The 16943-nt window shown below is 58.0% G+C and carries 16 protein-coding genes; 8 read left to right on the top strand and 8 right to left on the bottom strand.

From position 1 onward, the window contains the following. Positions 1–72: 72 nt before the first annotated feature. Complete coding sequence (locus PY308_RS00150; protein ID WP_275786670.1) at positions 73–315, bottom strand: hypothetical protein; 243 nt, start codon at positions 313–315, stop codon at positions 73–75. A 129-nt stretch (positions 316–444) separates the two neighbouring features. Between PY308_RS00150 and PY308_RS00145 the strand changes: the two genes are divergently transcribed. Together PY308_RS00145 and PY308_RS00140 are read left to right on the top strand one after the other, a co-directional pair. Continuing rightward, a complete protein-coding gene (locus PY308_RS00145; protein ID WP_275786668.1) occupies positions 445–1365 on the top strand; it encodes an HpcH/HpaI aldolase/citrate lyase family protein in 921 nt (306 codons plus the stop codon). Further along, positions 1362–1568 (top strand): DUF1737 domain-containing protein, encoded by a 207-nt coding sequence (locus PY308_RS00140; RefSeq protein ID WP_275786666.1) that lies wholly within the window; start codon positions 1362–1364, stop codon positions 1566–1568. The genes PY308_RS00145 and PY308_RS00140 overlap by 4 nt, the downstream gene beginning before the upstream one ends. 29 nt (positions 1569–1597) lie before the next feature. Here PY308_RS00140 and PY308_RS00135 read toward each other — a convergent pair whose 3' ends face one another. Beyond that, positions 1598–2032 carry a metallopeptidase family protein gene (locus PY308_RS00135; protein ID WP_275786664.1) on the bottom strand — a complete coding sequence of 145 codons (435 nt, stop codon included), beginning with the start codon at positions 2030–2032 and terminating at the stop codon, positions 1598–1600. A gap of 171 nt (positions 2033–2203) precedes the next feature. On the opposite strand from PY308_RS00135, the gene PY308_RS00130 reads away from it, so the two are divergent. The 6 genes from PY308_RS00130 to PY308_RS00105 all read left to right on the top strand — a co-directional run bounded on the left by PY308_RS00130 (position 2204) and on the right by PY308_RS00105 (position 10287). Further along, positions 2204–3148, top strand: coding sequence for an ImuA family protein (locus PY308_RS00130; RefSeq protein ID WP_275786662.1), 945 nt, complete (start codon positions 2204–2206; stop codon positions 3146–3148). A 40-nt stretch (positions 3149–3188) separates the two neighbouring features. Next, complete coding sequence (locus PY308_RS00125; protein ID WP_275791233.1) at positions 3189–4616, top strand: Y-family DNA polymerase; 1428 nt, start codon at positions 3189–3191, stop codon at positions 4614–4616. Continuing rightward, entirely contained in the window at positions 4613–7957 is a 3345-nt protein-coding gene (locus PY308_RS00120) for an error-prone DNA polymerase (RefSeq protein ID WP_275786660.1), read from the top strand. The genes PY308_RS00125 and PY308_RS00120 overlap by 4 nt, the downstream gene beginning before the upstream one ends. 243 nt (positions 7958–8200) lie before the next feature. Continuing rightward, positions 8201–8512, top strand: coding sequence for a (2Fe-2S)-binding protein (locus PY308_RS00115; protein ID WP_275786657.1), 312 nt, complete (start codon positions 8201–8203; stop codon positions 8510–8512). Then, complete coding sequence (gene bfr, locus PY308_RS00110) at positions 8478–8963, top strand: bacterioferritin (protein WP_275786655.1); 486 nt, start codon at positions 8478–8480, stop codon at positions 8961–8963. Before PY308_RS00115 ends, bfr begins: the two co-directional genes overlap by 35 nt. Before the next feature lie 544 nt (positions 8964–9507). Further along, complete coding sequence (locus PY308_RS00105; RefSeq protein WP_275786653.1) at positions 9508–10287, top strand: 2-keto-4-pentenoate hydratase; 780 nt, start codon at positions 9508–9510, stop codon at positions 10285–10287. 35 nt (positions 10288–10322) lie between these two features. Here the strand turns inward: PY308_RS00105 and PY308_RS00100 are convergent, their stop codons facing one another. The 6 genes from PY308_RS00100 to PY308_RS00075 form a co-directional block, all read right to left on the bottom strand. After that, complete coding sequence (locus tag PY308_RS00100) at positions 10323–10892, bottom strand: RNA pyrophosphohydrolase (RefSeq protein WP_275786651.1); 570 nt, start codon at positions 10890–10892, stop codon at positions 10323–10325. A 50-nt stretch (positions 10893–10942) separates the two neighbouring features. Then, positions 10943–12136, bottom strand: coding sequence for a divergent polysaccharide deacetylase family protein (locus tag PY308_RS00095; protein ID WP_275786649.1), 1194 nt, complete (start codon positions 12134–12136; stop codon positions 10943–10945). 117 nt (positions 12137–12253) lie between these two features. Then, positions 12254–13576, bottom strand: a complete 1323-nt coding sequence (locus tag PY308_RS00090) for a S41 family peptidase (RefSeq protein WP_275786648.1) — start codon at positions 13574–13576, stop codon at positions 12254–12256. Continuing rightward, positions 13566–14930, bottom strand: coding sequence for a murein hydrolase activator EnvC family protein (locus tag PY308_RS00085; RefSeq protein ID WP_275786645.1), 1365 nt, complete (start codon positions 14928–14930; stop codon positions 13566–13568). The genes PY308_RS00090 and PY308_RS00085 overlap by 11 nt, the downstream gene beginning before the upstream one ends. A 179-nt stretch (positions 14931–15109) precedes the next feature. Next, a complete protein-coding gene (gene rlmH / locus PY308_RS00080) occupies positions 15110–15592 on the bottom strand; it encodes a 23S rRNA (pseudouridine(1915)-N(3))-methyltransferase RlmH (RefSeq protein ID WP_275786642.1) in 483 nt (160 codons plus the stop codon). Between the two features lie 294 nt (positions 15593–15886). After that, the gene (locus PY308_RS00075; protein ID WP_275786639.1) at positions 15887–16786 is read right to left on the bottom strand and encodes a LysR family transcriptional regulator; all 900 of its coding nucleotides are present in this window, start codon (positions 16784–16786) and stop codon (positions 15887–15889) included. Positions 16787–16943: the final 157 nt, after the last annotated feature.

Raw genomic sequence — 16943 nt, 5'->3', positions numbered from 1 at the left:
GGAATTCCCGTGAGCATTTAGAGCAATTTCACGCCGAAATGAAGGAGAATCTCATAAGCGCTTTGACTGAGCTTACAGATCGATGATCGTGCCGTGTCCGTCGTTCCAGACACGCGGCTCGCGGCTGCGCGCCGAATGTCTCTTCACTGTCGCGTGCACGGGCTTGGGCGCCAACCGGGCTGAAATCGCGCTGCCGATCACGATCACGGATGCGATACCGGCAAGGGCAAGGCCGAGCGAGGCGGTCAGGAGAAGTACCATCAGCGCCAATGCGATGCCGGCGGTTGTGAGCAGGAGAGAGCGAATGCTTTGCATGATCGTCACCTTTCGTTGCTATTCAAGTGGGAGTGCCTCTGCGGCGTTGCAAGGGCCGGCACGGCATGCGCCGTTTGCCGATGACATGTCTGCCTTGCGAAAAGGGCGAAAGCCGGGCAAATAAGCCTTATGAATTCACCCGCCCATCACCATCCCGTCCGCCTGCGACGGTCGGTTCTCTGCCTGCCCGCCGACAATGCGCGTGCGCTTGCAAAGATCGCGTCGCTCGATTGCGATGCGGTAATCTACGATCTGGAAGACGCTGTTGCTCCGGATCGAAAAGGAGAGGCGCGCCGGATGCTCGCCGATCATTTTGCAGCGCCACGGCGCCGTGACGTCGAAGCCGTGATTCGCGTCAATGACTTTCGAACAGGCTCCGGTGAAGAGGATCTGGCGCTTTCGCTTTCGCTTCTGCCTGACGCAATCCTTATGCCCAAGGTGGGAAGCCCGCAGGATATTCAGGACGTCGTCGATTTTCTTTCGGAAAATGATGCGCCGGATTCCCTGCGTCTCTGGGCCATGATCGAAACGCCGCACGGCGTGTTGAATGCGGCCGCGATTGCTGAAACCGGCCGTACTCGGGGCGGAAGGCTCGATTGTCTTGTGCCGGGTCTCAACGATCTGCGCAAACAGACGGGCGTGCCTGCGCTGCCCGGCCGGACCTATCTGGTGCCCTGGCTCATGCAGATCCTGCTTGCGGCGCGCAGCTGCGGTCTTGACGTGATCGACGCGGTCTTCAACGATTTTCGCGACGAAGCCGGCTTTGACGCCGAATGCGGCCAAGGCCGCGATATGGGTTTCGATGGCAAGATGCTGATACATCCGGCGCAGATCGGTCCGGCCAACGCGTGTTTCGGCATCGATGCCGCATCGCTGGCTAAAGCCCTGAGCATCATCGAGGCTTTTGACCGCCCTGAAAATGAAGGCAAAGGCGTGATCAACCTGAATGGCCGGATGGTCGAGCGCCTGCATCTCGAACAGGCTTTGCGGCTTGCTGAAAAGGCAGACGCCATCGAAGGCAAGCAGAGTAGGAAAGGACTGATTTCGTGAAACTCTATCGTTTTCTCACCGGCACCGACGATGCTGCCTTCTGTCACCGGGTGACCGATGCACTCAACAAGGGCTGGTCTCTGCATGGCTCGCCATCCCTTTCCTTCAACAGCCAGACGGGCCAGCCGATGACGGGCCAAGCCATCGTCAAGGATGTCGAAGGCAAGGATTATCATCCCGACATGAAATTGTCGGAGCAGTAAACAAAACTTGCCGTCCTGATTTGTTCGGCTCAGCCGCCGATATGTTCGACGCCGGCCTCGATGCGTTCCATGTCGTCGTCCGAGAGGCCGAAATGATGGCCGATTTCGTGAATGAGCACATGGGTGATGATATCGCCCAGCGTCTCTTCGTTCTCGGCCCAATAGTCAAGGATTGGCCGACGATACAGGATGATCCGGTTGGGCAATTCGCCGGTTTCCATGCTGAAGCGCTCGCCAATGCCCCGCCCTTCGAACAGACCGAGCAGATCGAACGGCGTCTCGAGAGCCATGTCCTCAAAAACATCCTCGGCCGGAAAATCATCGATCTCGATCGTCAGACCGGTGGCAAGCGACCGGAATTCCTCCGGCAGGTGGCTATAGGCCTCCTGCGCCAGGGATTCGAATGTGCCGATCGTCGGTGCATGGCGTTCACGCCAATCGTCAGTCTGGTCTATACGGGCCATAGGCACTCCTTGCTTTCCCATTGGATATAGCCATTTCACCAGCCTTTTTCGAGAGTTGAATTTGTTCCATGGGTGCGAGGAATAAATTCTTAGAGATTCCCCGTTGACTCTTTTTTGATCCTCTGGAATCTATAAGAACACAACAGGAACAAATGAGAATTGGAGCCCGTCATGGTGCATCAGGCCATGGCGCAGGAACGTCTTTCTGCGCTCCGCGATACCATTTCACGCATCGAAAACGAGGATCTCCCCGGGCTGGTCCGCTCGGTCAGAAAGCCGGACAAATCAGGATTCCGCAACCAGTCGCAGGAGAGCCAAAAATGCAGGGTGCTGCCGCTCGGAATAGACCAACTGGATTTTATTCTGGGAGGTGGCCTGCCGCTTGCGGGGCTTACGGAGATCCGCGCCGGCCAAACCCGCGACGCGGGTGCAGCAGCAGGTTTCGTGCTCGGCCTTGCGGTGCTTTGCCGCGCTGCGCAAGAACGAGGCGAGACCTTGTCACCTGTCCTATGGATCGGCCAACCCATGGCGGCCTCTGAAGCCGGTCATCCCTATGCCGTCGGTTTGCAGGCCTATGGACTGGATTGCGGCCGGGTTTTGTTCGCAAATCCCCGCACGTTGGAGGAGGCTCTATGGATCGCCGAAACAGCGCTCAACCTTGCGGGTTTTGCGGCCGTGATCCTTGAAATCAGGGGAAACCCGTCAGGATTCGGGTTGAGTGAAAGCCGTCGCCTTCATGTCCGTGCCCGAGCCGGCGAGCTTCCTTTTCTGCTGCTGCGCCAAGCTGGAGAGGAAGAAGCAAGCAGCGCGCCTTTCCGGCTTCTCGTGCGCCCCGCGCCCTCCTCTTTCCGGCTGCTTCCTGATGGTTCCGCGCTTTTCGGCAGCATCGGCAACCCGGTCTTCTCCGTCACCGCCGAAAAAAGCAGGGTCCTGTCTTCTTCGGATATCTTTGTGGAATGGAACGCCCATGACCGCCGCTTTCGACAGCTCTCCCCAAACACAATTACCTCTGGGACAGAATCATCGCATCCTGTCGCTCGTCTTTCCTTATCTTCCATCCGACAGGATCGCCCGGATCCGGTGGGGGAACCAATGGCTTTCCAAAGGGCGTCCTGATCATCCCCCGATCGTCTTTTCAGGCCAGATCATGAATGCGATGCGGATCGTCGCGTTGGACAGGTTGGCCGAAACGTCATGGTTGAAGCTCGGACAGGGCATTGCCGAAGCGCGCGCCATGCTGCCGGGCATCGACGTGATCCCCGCCGACCTGGCCAAGGATCGTCGCTTTCTGGAGGGACTGGCCGATTGGTGCGACCGCTATACACCGCTTGTCGCGCTCGACGGAGCCGATGGCCTTTTCCTCGATATTTCCGGCTGTTCTCATTTGCATGGCGGAGAAAAAGCGCTTCTCGACGATCTCGTTTCACGGCTTTGGCATTTGGGAATTCAGGCTCGCGGCGCTGTCTCTTCCGCAGCCGGCCTTTCCTGGGCCATGGCCCGCTTCGGGGCACAGAAGATCATAGACCCCGATGATGCGGAACGGGTTTTGCTTCCTCTTTCGCTGTCTTGCCTGCGGCTCCCTGCCGGCATGGTCGAGGCGCTGGCGCGGGTCGGCCTCAAGCTGGTCGGCGATATCCTGCATGCGCCGCGTGCCCCCCTTGCCCGGCGTTTTGGTCCGCAACTGCTTTTAAGGCTCGATCAGGCGCTGGGCCTCGAGGAGGAAGCCTTGTCTCCGCGCCTGCCAGTTGCGGATCTCTCGGCGGAACGGCGTCTCGCGGAGCCGATTCAGGGAGAAGAGGATATTCTGGGTCTTGCCTTGCAATTGGCTAGGCGGCTGAAAGACGGCCTGGAAGAGCGTGCCGAAGGCGGACGGCTGTTCGAACTGCTGCTCTTTCGGGTCGATGGCAAGGTGTTCCGAATTCAGGCCGCCACATCGGCGCCTCTGCGGGATCCGGAGCGCATCGCCAACCTCTATCGGGAGCGGTTGCAGGCGGTCCATGATGAGCTGGATGCAGGATTCGGATTTGAACTCCTGCGGCTCTCCGTTTTGAAAAGTGAATATTTCCGCCAGATTCAGGATGATTTCTCAGGAGCGCCCGATAAGAGCCTGTCGCTTGCCGTCTTTGCAGATCGCGTCGCTGCCCGACTTGGCCCGCATTGTCTGTCGATGCCGGTATTGGCGGACAGCCATGTCCCGGAGCGTGCCGAAGCATTAGACTGCTTGAGCGACATCGCGCAGTTGACGCTAAACCGGCAGCCTTTCCGCCTGGGACCCACGGCGCATTTGCCGTCTGCCCGGCCTTTGCGGCTCTTTCGCCATCCGGAACCGGTGGATGTTTCGGCAGCCGAGGTGCCGGACGGCGCACCCGAACATTTCCGATGGCGCCGGACGCTTTACCGGGTGAAACGGGCAGAAGGTCCCGAGCGCATTGCGCCGGAATGGTGGATCGACGGGGAAAAAGCATCGACGCGGGATTATTTCCGGGTCGAAGATGCTGACGGCTATCGCTTCTGGCTGTTTCGCAACGGGTTTTACACCGAAAATCCTCATCCACAATGGTTCATGCACGGGATCTTTGCATGACAGAGAACCCGATCTTTTTCGAACTCGGTGCCCGCACCAATTATTCCTATCTTCAGGGGGCCTCGCCCGCCGAGGAGATGGTGGTTTATGCCAAGAAAATCGGCCTTGGCGGTCTGGGCATTGCCGATTGCAATACGGTTGCCGGCGTCGTGCGTGCCCATAGCAAGGCAAAATACGAACATTATGCATTCCAGCCAGGGGCTCGACTGGTCTTTGCTGACGGCACGCCCGACATTCTCGCCTATCCGCGCAACCGGCGTGGCTGGGGACATCTTTGCCGTTTGCTCAGCACGGGAAACCTGCGGTCGCGCAAAGGCGAGTGCACGCTTATGCTCGCCGACCTCATCGAATGGCAGGCGGAGCTTCAGCTTGTCGTCATGCAAGACACGTCAAGGATTGCGGCGGATGGGTTGGAGCAGTTGCTCGACACGCTTCAGAGACATGCAGGACAGCGCCTTTATCTGGGGCTTTCGCCGCGCTACGATGGTTTTGACAAGCATGATTTTGCGGCCCGCGCAGCCGTTGCGGGCAAAGCCGGTGTCCGGCTTCTGGCGACCAATGATGCGCTCTATCATGACCCGCGGTATAGGCCCCTGGCCGATGTGGTGACGGCGATCCGCGAGCATGTCACCATCGCGCAGGCGGGCTTCAAGCTGCAGGCAAATGCCGAGCGGCATTTGAAGACTCCGACTGAAATGACACGCATTTTCAGCGACTATCCCGGTGCCATCGAAAATAGCCGCAAGTTCTTTCGTCGGCTATCTTTTAGCCTCGACGAGTTGAGTCACCAATATCCGGAAGAAGCGGAAGACGGGCAAACGGCGGCGGAGACCCTGGTGCGGCTTGTCCGCCAAGGCGCCGCCGCACGTTATCCGCAGGGTATTCCGGAGAAAGTGGAACGCCAGCTCGCCTATGAACTTTCCCTCATTCACGAGAAGAAATACGAACCTTATTTTCTGACGGTTCACAAGCTGGTGAAATTCGCCCGCAGCAGGAATATTCTCTGTCAGGGACGCGGCTCTGCAGCCAATTCGTCGGTCTGTTTCTGTCTTGGTATTACCGAGGTGGATCCGGAGAAATTCCAACTTCTGTTTGATCGTTTTTTATCAAAAGACCGTGACGAGCCGCCGGATATCGATGTGGATTTCGAGCATGAGCGGCGGCAGGAGGTAATCGAATATATCTACGAGACTTACACGAAAGAGCATGCGGGCATTGCAGCTGCGATCATCAGCTATCGTGCCCGTTCGGCAGGCCGGGAAGTTGCCAAGGCCTTCGGGCTTTCGCAGGACGTGCAATCGGCTCTGGCGAGCTCGATCTGGGGATGGTGGACGGAGTCTTTTTCAGAGGAGCAGGCCAAGGCCGCCGGTCTCGACATGGCGGACCCGGTGACGCAGCGTGTGCTGACCTATGCCGGGCTTTTGATGGGTGCGCCGCGCCATCTCTCGCAGCATGTCGGCGGTTTCGTCATTACCCGCGATCGCCTCGACGAGGTCGTGCCGATCATGAACACGGCAATGGAGGGTCGTTTCATGATCGAGTGGGATAAGGACGATCTCGATACGCTTAATATTCTGAAGATCGACGTTCTGGCGCTCGGCATGCTCACCTGTCTTGCCCGGGCCATCCGGCTTCTTGAGAGCCACTACCACGAGCCAAAGACGCTGGCGGAAATCTATGAGGAGCAGAAGGCTGCGGTTTACGACATGATTTGCCGCGCCGATACGATCGGCGTTTTCCAGATCGAAAGCCGGGCGCAAATGAGCATGCTGCCGCGTCTGAGACCGCGCAAATTCTACGATCTGGTCATCGAAGTGGCGATCGTTCGGCCTGGCCCCATCCAGGGCGATATGGTGCATCCCTATCTGAAACGGCGGCAGAACCCCGATGCCGTGGACTATCCAAGCGAGGAATTGCGGGAGGTTCTGCATCGCACACTCGGCGTGCCGCTGTTTCAGGAACAGGCCATGCAGATCGCCATAACGGCTGCCGGATTTTCCCCGGCGGAAGCCGATAAACTGCGGCGTGCCATGGCCACATTTCGAAGAACAGGCGAGGTCAGCAATTTCAAGGCCCGCATGATCGAGGGCATGGTCAACAATCCCCGCCATCCCTATGAACGCGCATTCGCGGAACGCTGTTTCAGCCAGATCGAAGGTTTTGGCGAGTATGGGTTTCCCGAGAGCCATGCCGCCTCCTTCGCATCCCTCGTCTATGCCTCGTCCTGGTTCAAAACCTATTATCCGGATGTTTTTTGTGCGGCGATGCTGAATTCCCAACCGATGGGGTTTTACCCCCCAGCCCAATTGGTGCGGGATGCGCGTGAACATGGCGTAACAATTCTCCCCGTCGATATCAATATTTCGAACTGGGATTCAGCTCTCGAAGGCATGCCGGCCTTCGACAAGAACACTATCCACCCGCGTCATGCGGAGATGCGCGAGGTGATCAGATCGACCAAGGCGATCCGTCTGGGATTCTCACTGGTGAAAGGGCTGAATGAGAAGGAGATGGAACAGCTTGCCGCCCGGCGGGGTGAAGGTTACGGATCGGTGCGGGATCTGTGGCTGCGCTCGGGTCTTAGCCGGGCGGTTATCGAGCGGCTGGCCGATGCGGACGCCTTCCGCTCGATTGGGCTCGACCGGCGCGCAGCGCTCTGGGCCGTCAAGGCGCTGGACCCAAAAAGCGGAGCCGAGCGCCTGCCCCTCTTCGACCGGGCCGACCATGCCGACCTTCAGGCGGAACCGCACGTCGCTTTGCCCGAAATGCTGATGGGCGAGCAGGTTATCAACGATTATCGATATCTCAGCCTTTCCCTGAAAGCGCATCCCGTATCGTTCCTCAGGGAAAGGCTCTCGAAGCAGGGCATCATCACCAACCAGCATCTCGGCAGGGTTCAAAGTGGCCGGTTTGTCACCGTCGCCGGCCTCGTACTCGTGCGCCAGCGTCCCGGAACGGCAAAAGGCGTCATCTTCATGACGATCGAGGATGAGACCGGAGTAGCCAATGCCATCGTCTGGAAAAGAATGTTCGAGAAATACCGGCCTATCGTCATGGGGGCTCGGCTGGTCAAGATTAACGGACGGTTACAGAGTGAAAGCGGGGTGATTCATGTGGTGGTCAGCCATATCGAGGACATGACCGGCATGCTCGGTATCCTGCAGAAGGAAGCGCGCGGCTTCGGCGCCAACGCACGATCCGACGAAGTGTTGCGGCCCACCGGCGATCACCGGCAGAAGCGAAACCTCCTTCCACAAGATCGGATGCCGCTCGTCAGACGGGACGAGCAGACAATCGTTGAGACGGCGCAAGTCATGCCAAAAGGGAGAAATTTTCACTGACCTTGTTCAACCGCCTCAGCTAGAATGCTCAATCCTTTAGGATCAAGGAAATTTGAACGGGGTGTTTTGATAGCATGCAAAGACCGGCAACGGATAACATAATGAAAAGACGACATCTTTCGTCATGTTTAGAATTCTTCTAAAATCAGTCGCGAAGGTCGAGGCGAATTTTTTGTTGACAGTAAACATCCGGTTTTGCTTTATGATGCGAATTCAGTGCGTTGACTATGATGGACACATGAAATGCTGGTCTGTAGCTGCAATTTCATCACCGACAAGGATATTGAAAACACGATCATCGAGCTTCTCGATGAGGATTGTTGGCAGCTTATCGTTCCGGCAAAAGTCTATCATGCCATGCAGAAGCGCGGTCGTTGCTGCGGCTGTTTTCCCAATGTCGTCGACATCATTATCCGTACAACGGAGCAATATCACGCTCATCGCCACTCGACGGATGACCAGATATTTGATTTCATGAACCGCCTCAAACAATTCCACGAAGAAAACAGGAGAGCGGATCTTGAAAGGCGACATAACAGTCATCGAGCGGCTTAACGAAGCCCTTTTCCTCGAACTCGGTGCTGTCAATCAGTATTGGGTGCATTACCGACTTCTGGACGATTGGGGCTACACGCTCCTCGCCAAGAAGGAGCGGGCCGAGTCCATCGAGGAAATGCATCATGCCGACAAGCTGATCGCACGTATCATCTTCCTCGAAGGTCATCCCAATCTGCAGACACTCGCACCGCTGCGCATCGGCCAGAATGTCAAGGAGGTTCTGGAAGCCGATCTGGCCGGTGAGTATGATGCCCGCGCGGCCTATAAAAAATCTCGCGACGTCTGTCATGCGGCAGGAGACTATGTCTCCATGAAACTGTTCGAAGAACTGCTCATGGACGAGGAAAGTCACATCGACTTCCTCGAAACGCAGATTGATCTTTTCAACAAGATCGGTGCCGAAAAATATGGCCAGCTCAACGCGGCGCCAGCCAACGAAGCCGAATAATCTTTACTATCAAGGCCTGTCCCTCCTCTGGGCAGGCCTTTCCCTTGCCTCTCTGCGAATGATCGTAATCGCAACCATTCCATATTAGATCAATAGACTATTGACGGCGCGCTGAAATGCGGCAAAATTGTGAGGTGGCCAATTGGTCGCATTGCAATGGAAGCGGAGACCGAAAAATGTTCTATCACGGTGGAATGACGCTTGGTTACCTTAGGGCGGCTGGACAAGATAAGGCGAAGCCGGAGACTACCACGCCCCACAAGAGTTCATCCGTTACGTCGGATCGCGAGAAAGAGCATGAGCAGGAATTAAGCAGGGCATTCATCACTCCCTGGCATCTTTTTTATTGATTTCGTCAGGGATGATGAGGCTAAGAAAGGAACCTCTTCAGCAGTCCATAGCAGAGGGATCGCCTCTATTCATCTCACTGTTCTGTTAGGATCCGCCCGGATTCGATCACGAAACATGTTCTTAAAATCGTCTCGAGGGGGTTTTCTTTCCATCGTCTTTATGGTCGAACCAGTACGAACCGGAGGAGAAGACGATGACCGAGACTCTCGATTTGGCCCGCCAGCTTTCCGATGCCGACAGGTCGGGCGTTCGTCTTGCGAGCGGCACGCTCTTCCAGCCACGCAGCGCGATCGAGGCAGTAACGGTTCAAAACGAAACGCTTGCGTTGAACGGCTGGTTGCCAGCCGGGTACAAGATTGCCATTCGCCCGGATGGCACGTCCGTTTCTGCGCCCATGGCTCATATAACTGTTTCTGACGGCGGCGGCACGGCTCAATTCGAACGTCCGGCTATTGACGCGCTGGAAGTGGAGATATGCTTCTCTCTTGCTGACGATCTGCCGCCGGCAGGCGATCAGCCTTACACCCGCGAGACCCTTAAGCCCTATATCGGTGACATCCATTCCGGCGTCGAGTTTCTCGGTCATCGTCTCGACAATGGCAACACATCGCCGGCATTGCTGTTTCTTGCCGACCGTCTTGGCAATACGGGTTACGTTGTTGGCGAGACGCTTGGTAGAGAGGTTCTTGAGCCTGGACTATCCTTGCCGCTGACCGTCACTCTGAATGGTGACGTGGTCTTCGAAGGGCCGGGAAAACATCCCAACAATGATCCGCTTGCCCCGTTCGTTGCTTTTGCAAATGCCTTGACGGCTGTGGTTCCCAAAGGTTGCATCATAACGACCGGCAGTCTCTGCGGCGCGATTCCCATGGCTCCCGGCCACTCAAAAATTGCCGTCACCGGCTTCACCACACTTACACTTTCAACCGCGTCTGTTGCGGGCATTGCTTTTACGGCGTTGCACAAGACATAGCAGGGATCGGGCAGAATTTCTCGCCCGATCCCCTTTTAAGCACCAGCTTCGGGGTGCGGTTGATGTTCGCTGTTGTCCGCGAGATGGGCGAAAGCCTGAATGACCTCTTCATAGACCTTGCGCTTGAAAGCGACGATCAGGTCCGGAAGCTCGTGCATCGGTCTCCATGCCCATTCGTCGAACTCCGCATCGTGACCGCCCGGCGGCGGGTTGATGGCGATCTCCGCCTCATCCCCCTCGAAGCGGAAGGCGAACCAGCGCTGTGTCTGTCCGCGATACTTGCCTTTGAGGCCGATACCCATCAGGTGATCCGGCAGGTCGTAATTGATCCAGGAAGGAGCTTCTGCAAGGAACGATACGGATGTCATCCCCGTTTCCTCGTAGAGCTCCCTGTAGGCGGCTTTCAGCGGATCTTCATTCTTGTCGATTCCCCCCTGCGGCATCTGCCACAGTTGCGCCGAACCATCATATTCGGAATTGCCGATCGGAATGCGCCGCCCCGCCCAGACAAGCCCATCGCTGTTCAACACCATGATGCCGACACAGGGGCGGTAGGGCAGGTTTTCAGCTTTGACACTGTTCGATCCTGTCTTGTTTTTGCTCATGCTTTCCGTCCATCGCTTGGCTTGTCAGGTTCCGTGTCAGCCGACCAACATTATTGCTGCTGCGGATCTTTGACCAGCGCGGAAACGCCGACGAATTCTATTCCGCGTCCGCTGGCTTCGCCCGTCCATTGAGCGATTGCCGCAACGCTTTCGTCGAAGGCTGACGCCACGCCGATCGCACTGCCGTTGCGGCGTGCGACGCGTTCGAGTTCGTCGAGCTTCTTCAAGATTGCCGTTCGATCCAACTCGGTATCCACGACCATATCGGCAAAGCCGTAGGGAACCCCGATCGCTTCCGCCAGCGTGCCTGTAAGCGATCGCGCCGACGTGCCATCGTCCAGGAACAACAGGCCACGCCGTCCAATGTCGCGCATGATCGGCTCAAGTGCATCCGCATCCGCGAGAAAGCGACCGCCCAGAAAATTCATGATGCCGGTGTAATTGGAGATCTTTGCGAGCGAGGTGTGCAATGCCGACAGGTTTTTCTTGGAGCCGGCATCGACCCGCAACGTATTCGGGCCTGGATCGTTCGCCGGATAGTCGAATGGCTCGAATGGAATCTGCAGCAGGATTTCATGGCCCTTGCGCCGCGCCTCCTGCATCCAGCGCTGGAGGCTGTTGCCGGTTGCGGCGAAGGCCAGAGTCATTTCCGGCGGCAGTTCCTGCAGGGCTTTCTGCGTGCCGGTCTGGCTCAGTCCGAGCCCGCCGATCACCAGCGCGATACGCGTGCCGCGGGCTCCGGACCAGGGCCGCGCATATTGATCCAGAGGCCGAAAGCCGTCGGATGCAATGATCGGCAGTCGCCCTTCCGGGGCATCTTCCAGCAACATATCGTTCGGAACGGCGGCAAGGCGTGGGTCCTGCCCTCGGGTGCGGCCGACCTCGATAAAGGCCGGCCCATCGCCATCGCGGCGTTGCGGTGAAAATTTCGTGACGATCGAGCCGTCACTGTTCACTGTCTTTTCGACATTGGCGCCGGAAAGCGGTCCGCTTGTTTGGGGCCTGTTTGCCAAGTTCTCGACTGGGCCGGCCTTTTCTCCAAGCTCTTCGGGCGGGCTCGCATCGGCAATCGTCTGAGGCGCGGGTTCAATCAGTCCGGTCGGGCGGAACGCCACCCATGCGGAGACCACGATCAATCCAATGGCGCCAAGAGCGAACAAGCCCTTCCCCACGGAAAAGCGGGAGCGGGGGGGAGTGGGTGACTTGCGGTTCTGACCAAGAGGTGCGTTGAGATCTGTTCCCAAGGGGGCCTCTGACGAACGGAGGGAAGAAAAAAGAGGAACTTGAAGGCTGCTCTTACAAAACCGCCGCCCGGCAAAACCGAGCGGCGAAGAACGAGGCGGTCGCGTCCTTGCGGAGCGTTACTGCTTCAGTTCGGCTTTCTGGGGATTGGCCGGAAAAGCCGCATCCGATTTTTTGCCACGCAACAGATCGAACGCATAGTTCAGCTGAAGGTCATCCTTGGTTTCCGGCGGCACGTAGGCGACGGAGCCTGATCCCTCTTCATTTTCGTTCTGGCCCTTGATATGCCCGCGCAGGCTGGACTCGCTCGTGGTTTCGACCTTACCCAGCAACTCCGGCGGCAACGGCTGCTCGACCTTGATGTCCGGCGAGATGCCGGTACCCTGGATCGACTTGCCCGAAGGTGTGTAATAGAGCGCTGTCGTCAGACGAAGAGCACCAGCTTCGCCAAGCGGGATGATGGTTTGAACCGAGCCCTTGCCGAAGGAGCGTGTCCCCAGAACGGTGGCGCGCTTCAAATCCTGAAGGGCACCGGCAACGATTTCGGAAGCCGAAGCCGAGCCGCCGTTAACAAGCACGATCACCGGCTTGCCATCAGTCAAATCGCCCGCCGTGGCGTTGAAGCGGCGGGTTTCGTCCGGATTGCGGCCGCGGGTGGAAACGACTTCGCCGCGTTCCAGGAAAGCGTCGGACACGTTGATCGCCTGGTCAAGCAGACCGCCCGGGTTGAGGCGCAGATCCAGGACATAGCCCTTCAGCTTGTCAGCGGGAACTTCGGCCTTGATCTTTTCAATGCCTTTTTTCAAATCGTCATAGGTCTTCTCGGTAAAGGAGATGACGCGGAGATAGCCGATGTCGCCCTCGACCCTGAACTTGACGGCACGCACCGCGATGATATCGCGCACGATCGTCAAATCGATCGGCTTTTCGGCCCCTTTGCGCAGAATCGTCAGCTTGATCGGCTTGCCGACCGCGCCGCGCATCTTATCGACGGCTTCTTCGAGCTTCAGACCGCGGACATCCTGGCCATCGATCTTGGAAATGAAGTCGCCGGCAAGAACACCGGCTTTGGCGGCAGGTGTGTCGTCGATTGGGCTCGTCACCTTGACGAGATCATCTTCCATGGTGACCTCGATACCGAGCCCGCCGAATTCACCCTTGGTCTGAGTGCGCATATCCTCGGCATCGGTCGAGTTCATGTAGCTGGAATGGGGATCGAGCGACGAGAGCATGCCATTGATGGCGTTCTCGATCAGCTTGTCGTCCTGCGGTGGCGTGACATATTGGGCGCGCACCCTCTCGAACACATCCCCGAAAATCGACAATTCGCGATAGGTCGACGGGTTTGCCGCGACAGCGGGGACAATGGAGGAATATACAACGCCTGTGGCCGCTGCACCCATGAGTGCCCCGACCAGAACAAGTGACGTTCTACGAATCATTGCGTGCCTTTCCGGTATCTGCTGCGGTCCACCACGGTCGGGAATCAACCGGTTTTCCGTCTTTTCGAAATTCAATGTAAAGCGTTGGACGTTCTGTTGCCAGCGCCAATGCGGCTGCGCTGGCCACTCTTTTGTTACCCATTATCCCGAGGGGTTCGCCAGCCACGACGAATTGCCCCTGTTGTACCGCAATGTTGTCCAGCCCCGAGAGCACGACATGATAGCCATCGCCGGGATTGAGTATGATCATCTGGCCGTAGCTGCGGAACGCGCCAGCGAAGACAATCCATCCGTCCGAGGGGGCCGTCACCAAGGCCTCTGCGCTGGTCTCCAGCATCATGCCTTGCAGCGCGTGTCCGGTTCCATCGGCATCACCGAAGCGGCGCAGAACCGTGCCTGCGACCGGCAAGACCAGTTTTTTCTGCAGGTCCGAAAAGGGATATGCGGGCGCAATGCGGTTTTTGTCGGGCGTGACGCTTTTTGCCAGTTCGCGAGCCTGCTCGCGCTGGGCTTCCGTCATCTGGCGGCGTTTCTCTTCCTCGGCCTTTGCGGCTGCGGCGGCGTCACGCACGGAAGCGATCTCGGTCTCGATCGAACCGATCAGGCCTTGCAGGCTCGTCGCCTGGGTGGCCAGTTGTTCCGCCTTGCGCTGCTCCGCAACGAGTTCTGTGGCGCTGCGCTGCTTCAGCTTCTGTTTTTCGGTGATCAACATGGTCATGCGCCGCTCTTCCTCGAGGCGGGCCGTCATGTCATCGCCGAGTGCCTGCCGCTGGGCCGTGATGTCCCGTCTTACGCCTGACAATGCCTTGAGGTCGGCTGCCAGATTTTCGGTCTCATGGCGGATGCCGGGCACGACGGCACCCAGCAGGATGGCGCTGCGAACTGAACCCAGCGCGTCTTCCGGGGTGACCAGGAGTGCCGGGGGTGGATTGCGGCCCATGCGTTGCAGTGCGGCGAGCACTTCGGCCAGAACGCCCCTTCGCGCGCGCAAGGAGGTCTGGACCGCGTCTTCCCGCGTCCTGAGGGCCGTCAGCTTTTCCTCGCCCTCGACGATTTGCTGTTCCAGCGCCTTGCGTTTGGCTGCCGATTCTACGATCGCGGATCGTAGCGTTACGCTGGTCTTTTCCAGCTCTTCCATATCGGCCTGAAGCGCAGCCGCGCGTTCCCTTGACAGGGTAATGGTTGCGGACAGGGACTCAAGCTCTCGACGCGTGCTGTCGCGCCGCACCGCCAGACCTGTCGCAGGATCGGCCTGCGCATCTGCCTCCGCGGGCATCGCCTCCGGCGCTCCCGAGGACTGCGCATCACCATGGCCTGCCCAGACAAGACTTAAAACAAGAGCGGTGATAGACATGCGGACGCGTCCGGCTGTCGCCGACCTGCCCCTACTCCGCTCTGTCTTGAAAGCCGCCATTGTCGATCCGCCCCGGCAAGACCCTAAGCTGATTTGGGTCTTGCCGCAAACAGCCATCCCCGCAAAATAAGGCATCTGGATGGCGTATTTGGCAAACCTAACAGTGCGTGGCAGCGGATCTAGACCCTATGATAGGGGTGACCGGATAAAATGGTGACGGCGCGGTAAAGTTGCTCGGCGATCAGAATTCGCACCAGTTGGTGAGGCCATGTCATCTTGCCCAGACAGATGACGGCATCAGCCTTTTCGTGAAGCGCGCGATCCAACCCGTCGGCACCGCCAATTGCTACCATCAAATCGCGCTTGCCGCTGTCGCGAAACGCTGCAAGGAGATTTGCAAAGCCTTCCGAATCCATGGTCTTACCGCGCTCGTCCAGCAGGATCAGCAGGCTGCTTTCGCCAAGTGATTTTTCGAGAAGGACGGCCTCTTCTTTCTTGCGGGTGTCGACGCTTGAAGCGCGGCTCTCCGCCACTTCCACGACGCGCGACAACTCCAGGCCGATTGCGGGGCCGGCTTTCGAAAACCGGTCCAGATAACGCGCCGCGAGATCCTTCTCCGGACCCGCCTTCAGACGCCCCACAGCAAAAAGACCAACCCGCATGACCGTCCTTCGCAATAAGGGATTGGAGCAATACAAAGCCGCCTTGCCCTTGGCGTGTCAACGAATGTTATTCGTCGGCCGACTTTTTTGCCGGCCCCTGTTTGGCATGCGACTGGCGAAGACCTCTTCAAGCCTTGGAAATCCCGACATTACAACGGAATGCGGACGCCGTCCGCGACATCTGTGCCGCCATCGGATGATCGCCGCCCGCGTCGAACAACTGATGGGCACCTCGGGGCAGGCAAGATGACGGCATTGTCTGTGTGAGTCAGTCGTTGTCGCTCTTGCGCCTCGTCACGCCACGTGATGCTTCTCTGCAACGTTTTCGGTGCCGGCGAAATCCGGGGTCAGCAGGTTGCCCAGGGCCATTATCTTGACGCGCGACACATCCTTGCGCCAGATCATCGAGGTGCGCGCAAGCCTGAAAGTGTCGTCGAGATCATGCAGGCTCAGTTGCGCGCGTTCTGCGTAGCCATCAAGAACGCTGCGCGGGACCATTGCCACACCCATCCCCGCCGCCGCACATCCGAGAATCGCGTGGTATGAGGCAACCTCGACAATCCGCTCTACCGGCACACCGTCTTTGGCGAACCAGTCCTCAAGCCTTTGCCGGTAATGGCAACCGGCGCGAAAGGCAAGAATCGCCCGATTTTTCACATCCGACGGCTGCGCGATCCGCCCATGGGTCGCATTGGCCACGACCACCAGCTCCTCGGCAAATGTCGGCAATACCTCAAGTCGGGGATCGTTGACGAACCCGGCAATCAACGCCGCGTCGAGTTCGCCGGCCAGCACCTGCTGCGTCAACTGACGGCTTGCCCCGGTGCGCAATTCGACATTGATCTCCGGGTAGAGCCTGTGCAGCGCCGTCAACGGCCTCGGCAAACGGACAGCCGCCGTACTTTCCATTGCGCCGAGACGCAAAAGTCCGCGAGGCGTTTCCTCCGTCACGGCTTCCCGTGCCCGCTCCGCCAGCACCAGCATCTGTTCGGCATAGGTCAAAAGCAGCGTTCCGGCCGACGTCAGATGCAGCCGCTTCCCCTCGCGCGCGAACAATTCCACGCCGAGGTCATCTTCGAGCTTCTTGATCCGCGTCGTCACGTTGGACTGGACCCTGTGCAGGCGTTCGGCTGCGCGAGTGATTCCGCCAGCTTCGACGACGGTGCGGAATACACGGAGATCGGAAAGTTCCATCGTTCTCATTTCAAGATTATTATATTCTATATTATTCATTTTACGAGAACAAAGGTATTCTGTAAAGCCCTTTCCAGCGACGAATAAACCCCTACCGACCAAGGTCGGTTCGTGTTTTTCCGCGGAAATGTAGGTATTTTTGATATTGGAGGATCAA

This window comes from Pararhizobium gei, from assembly GCF_029223885.1.
In the GTDB taxonomy this organism is placed as follows: Bacteria; Pseudomonadota; Alphaproteobacteria; order Rhizobiales; family Rhizobiaceae; genus Pararhizobium; species Pararhizobium gei.
The sequence above is the reverse complement of the archived record's forward strand: the minus strand, read 5'-3'. Positions and strand labels throughout refer to the sequence as shown.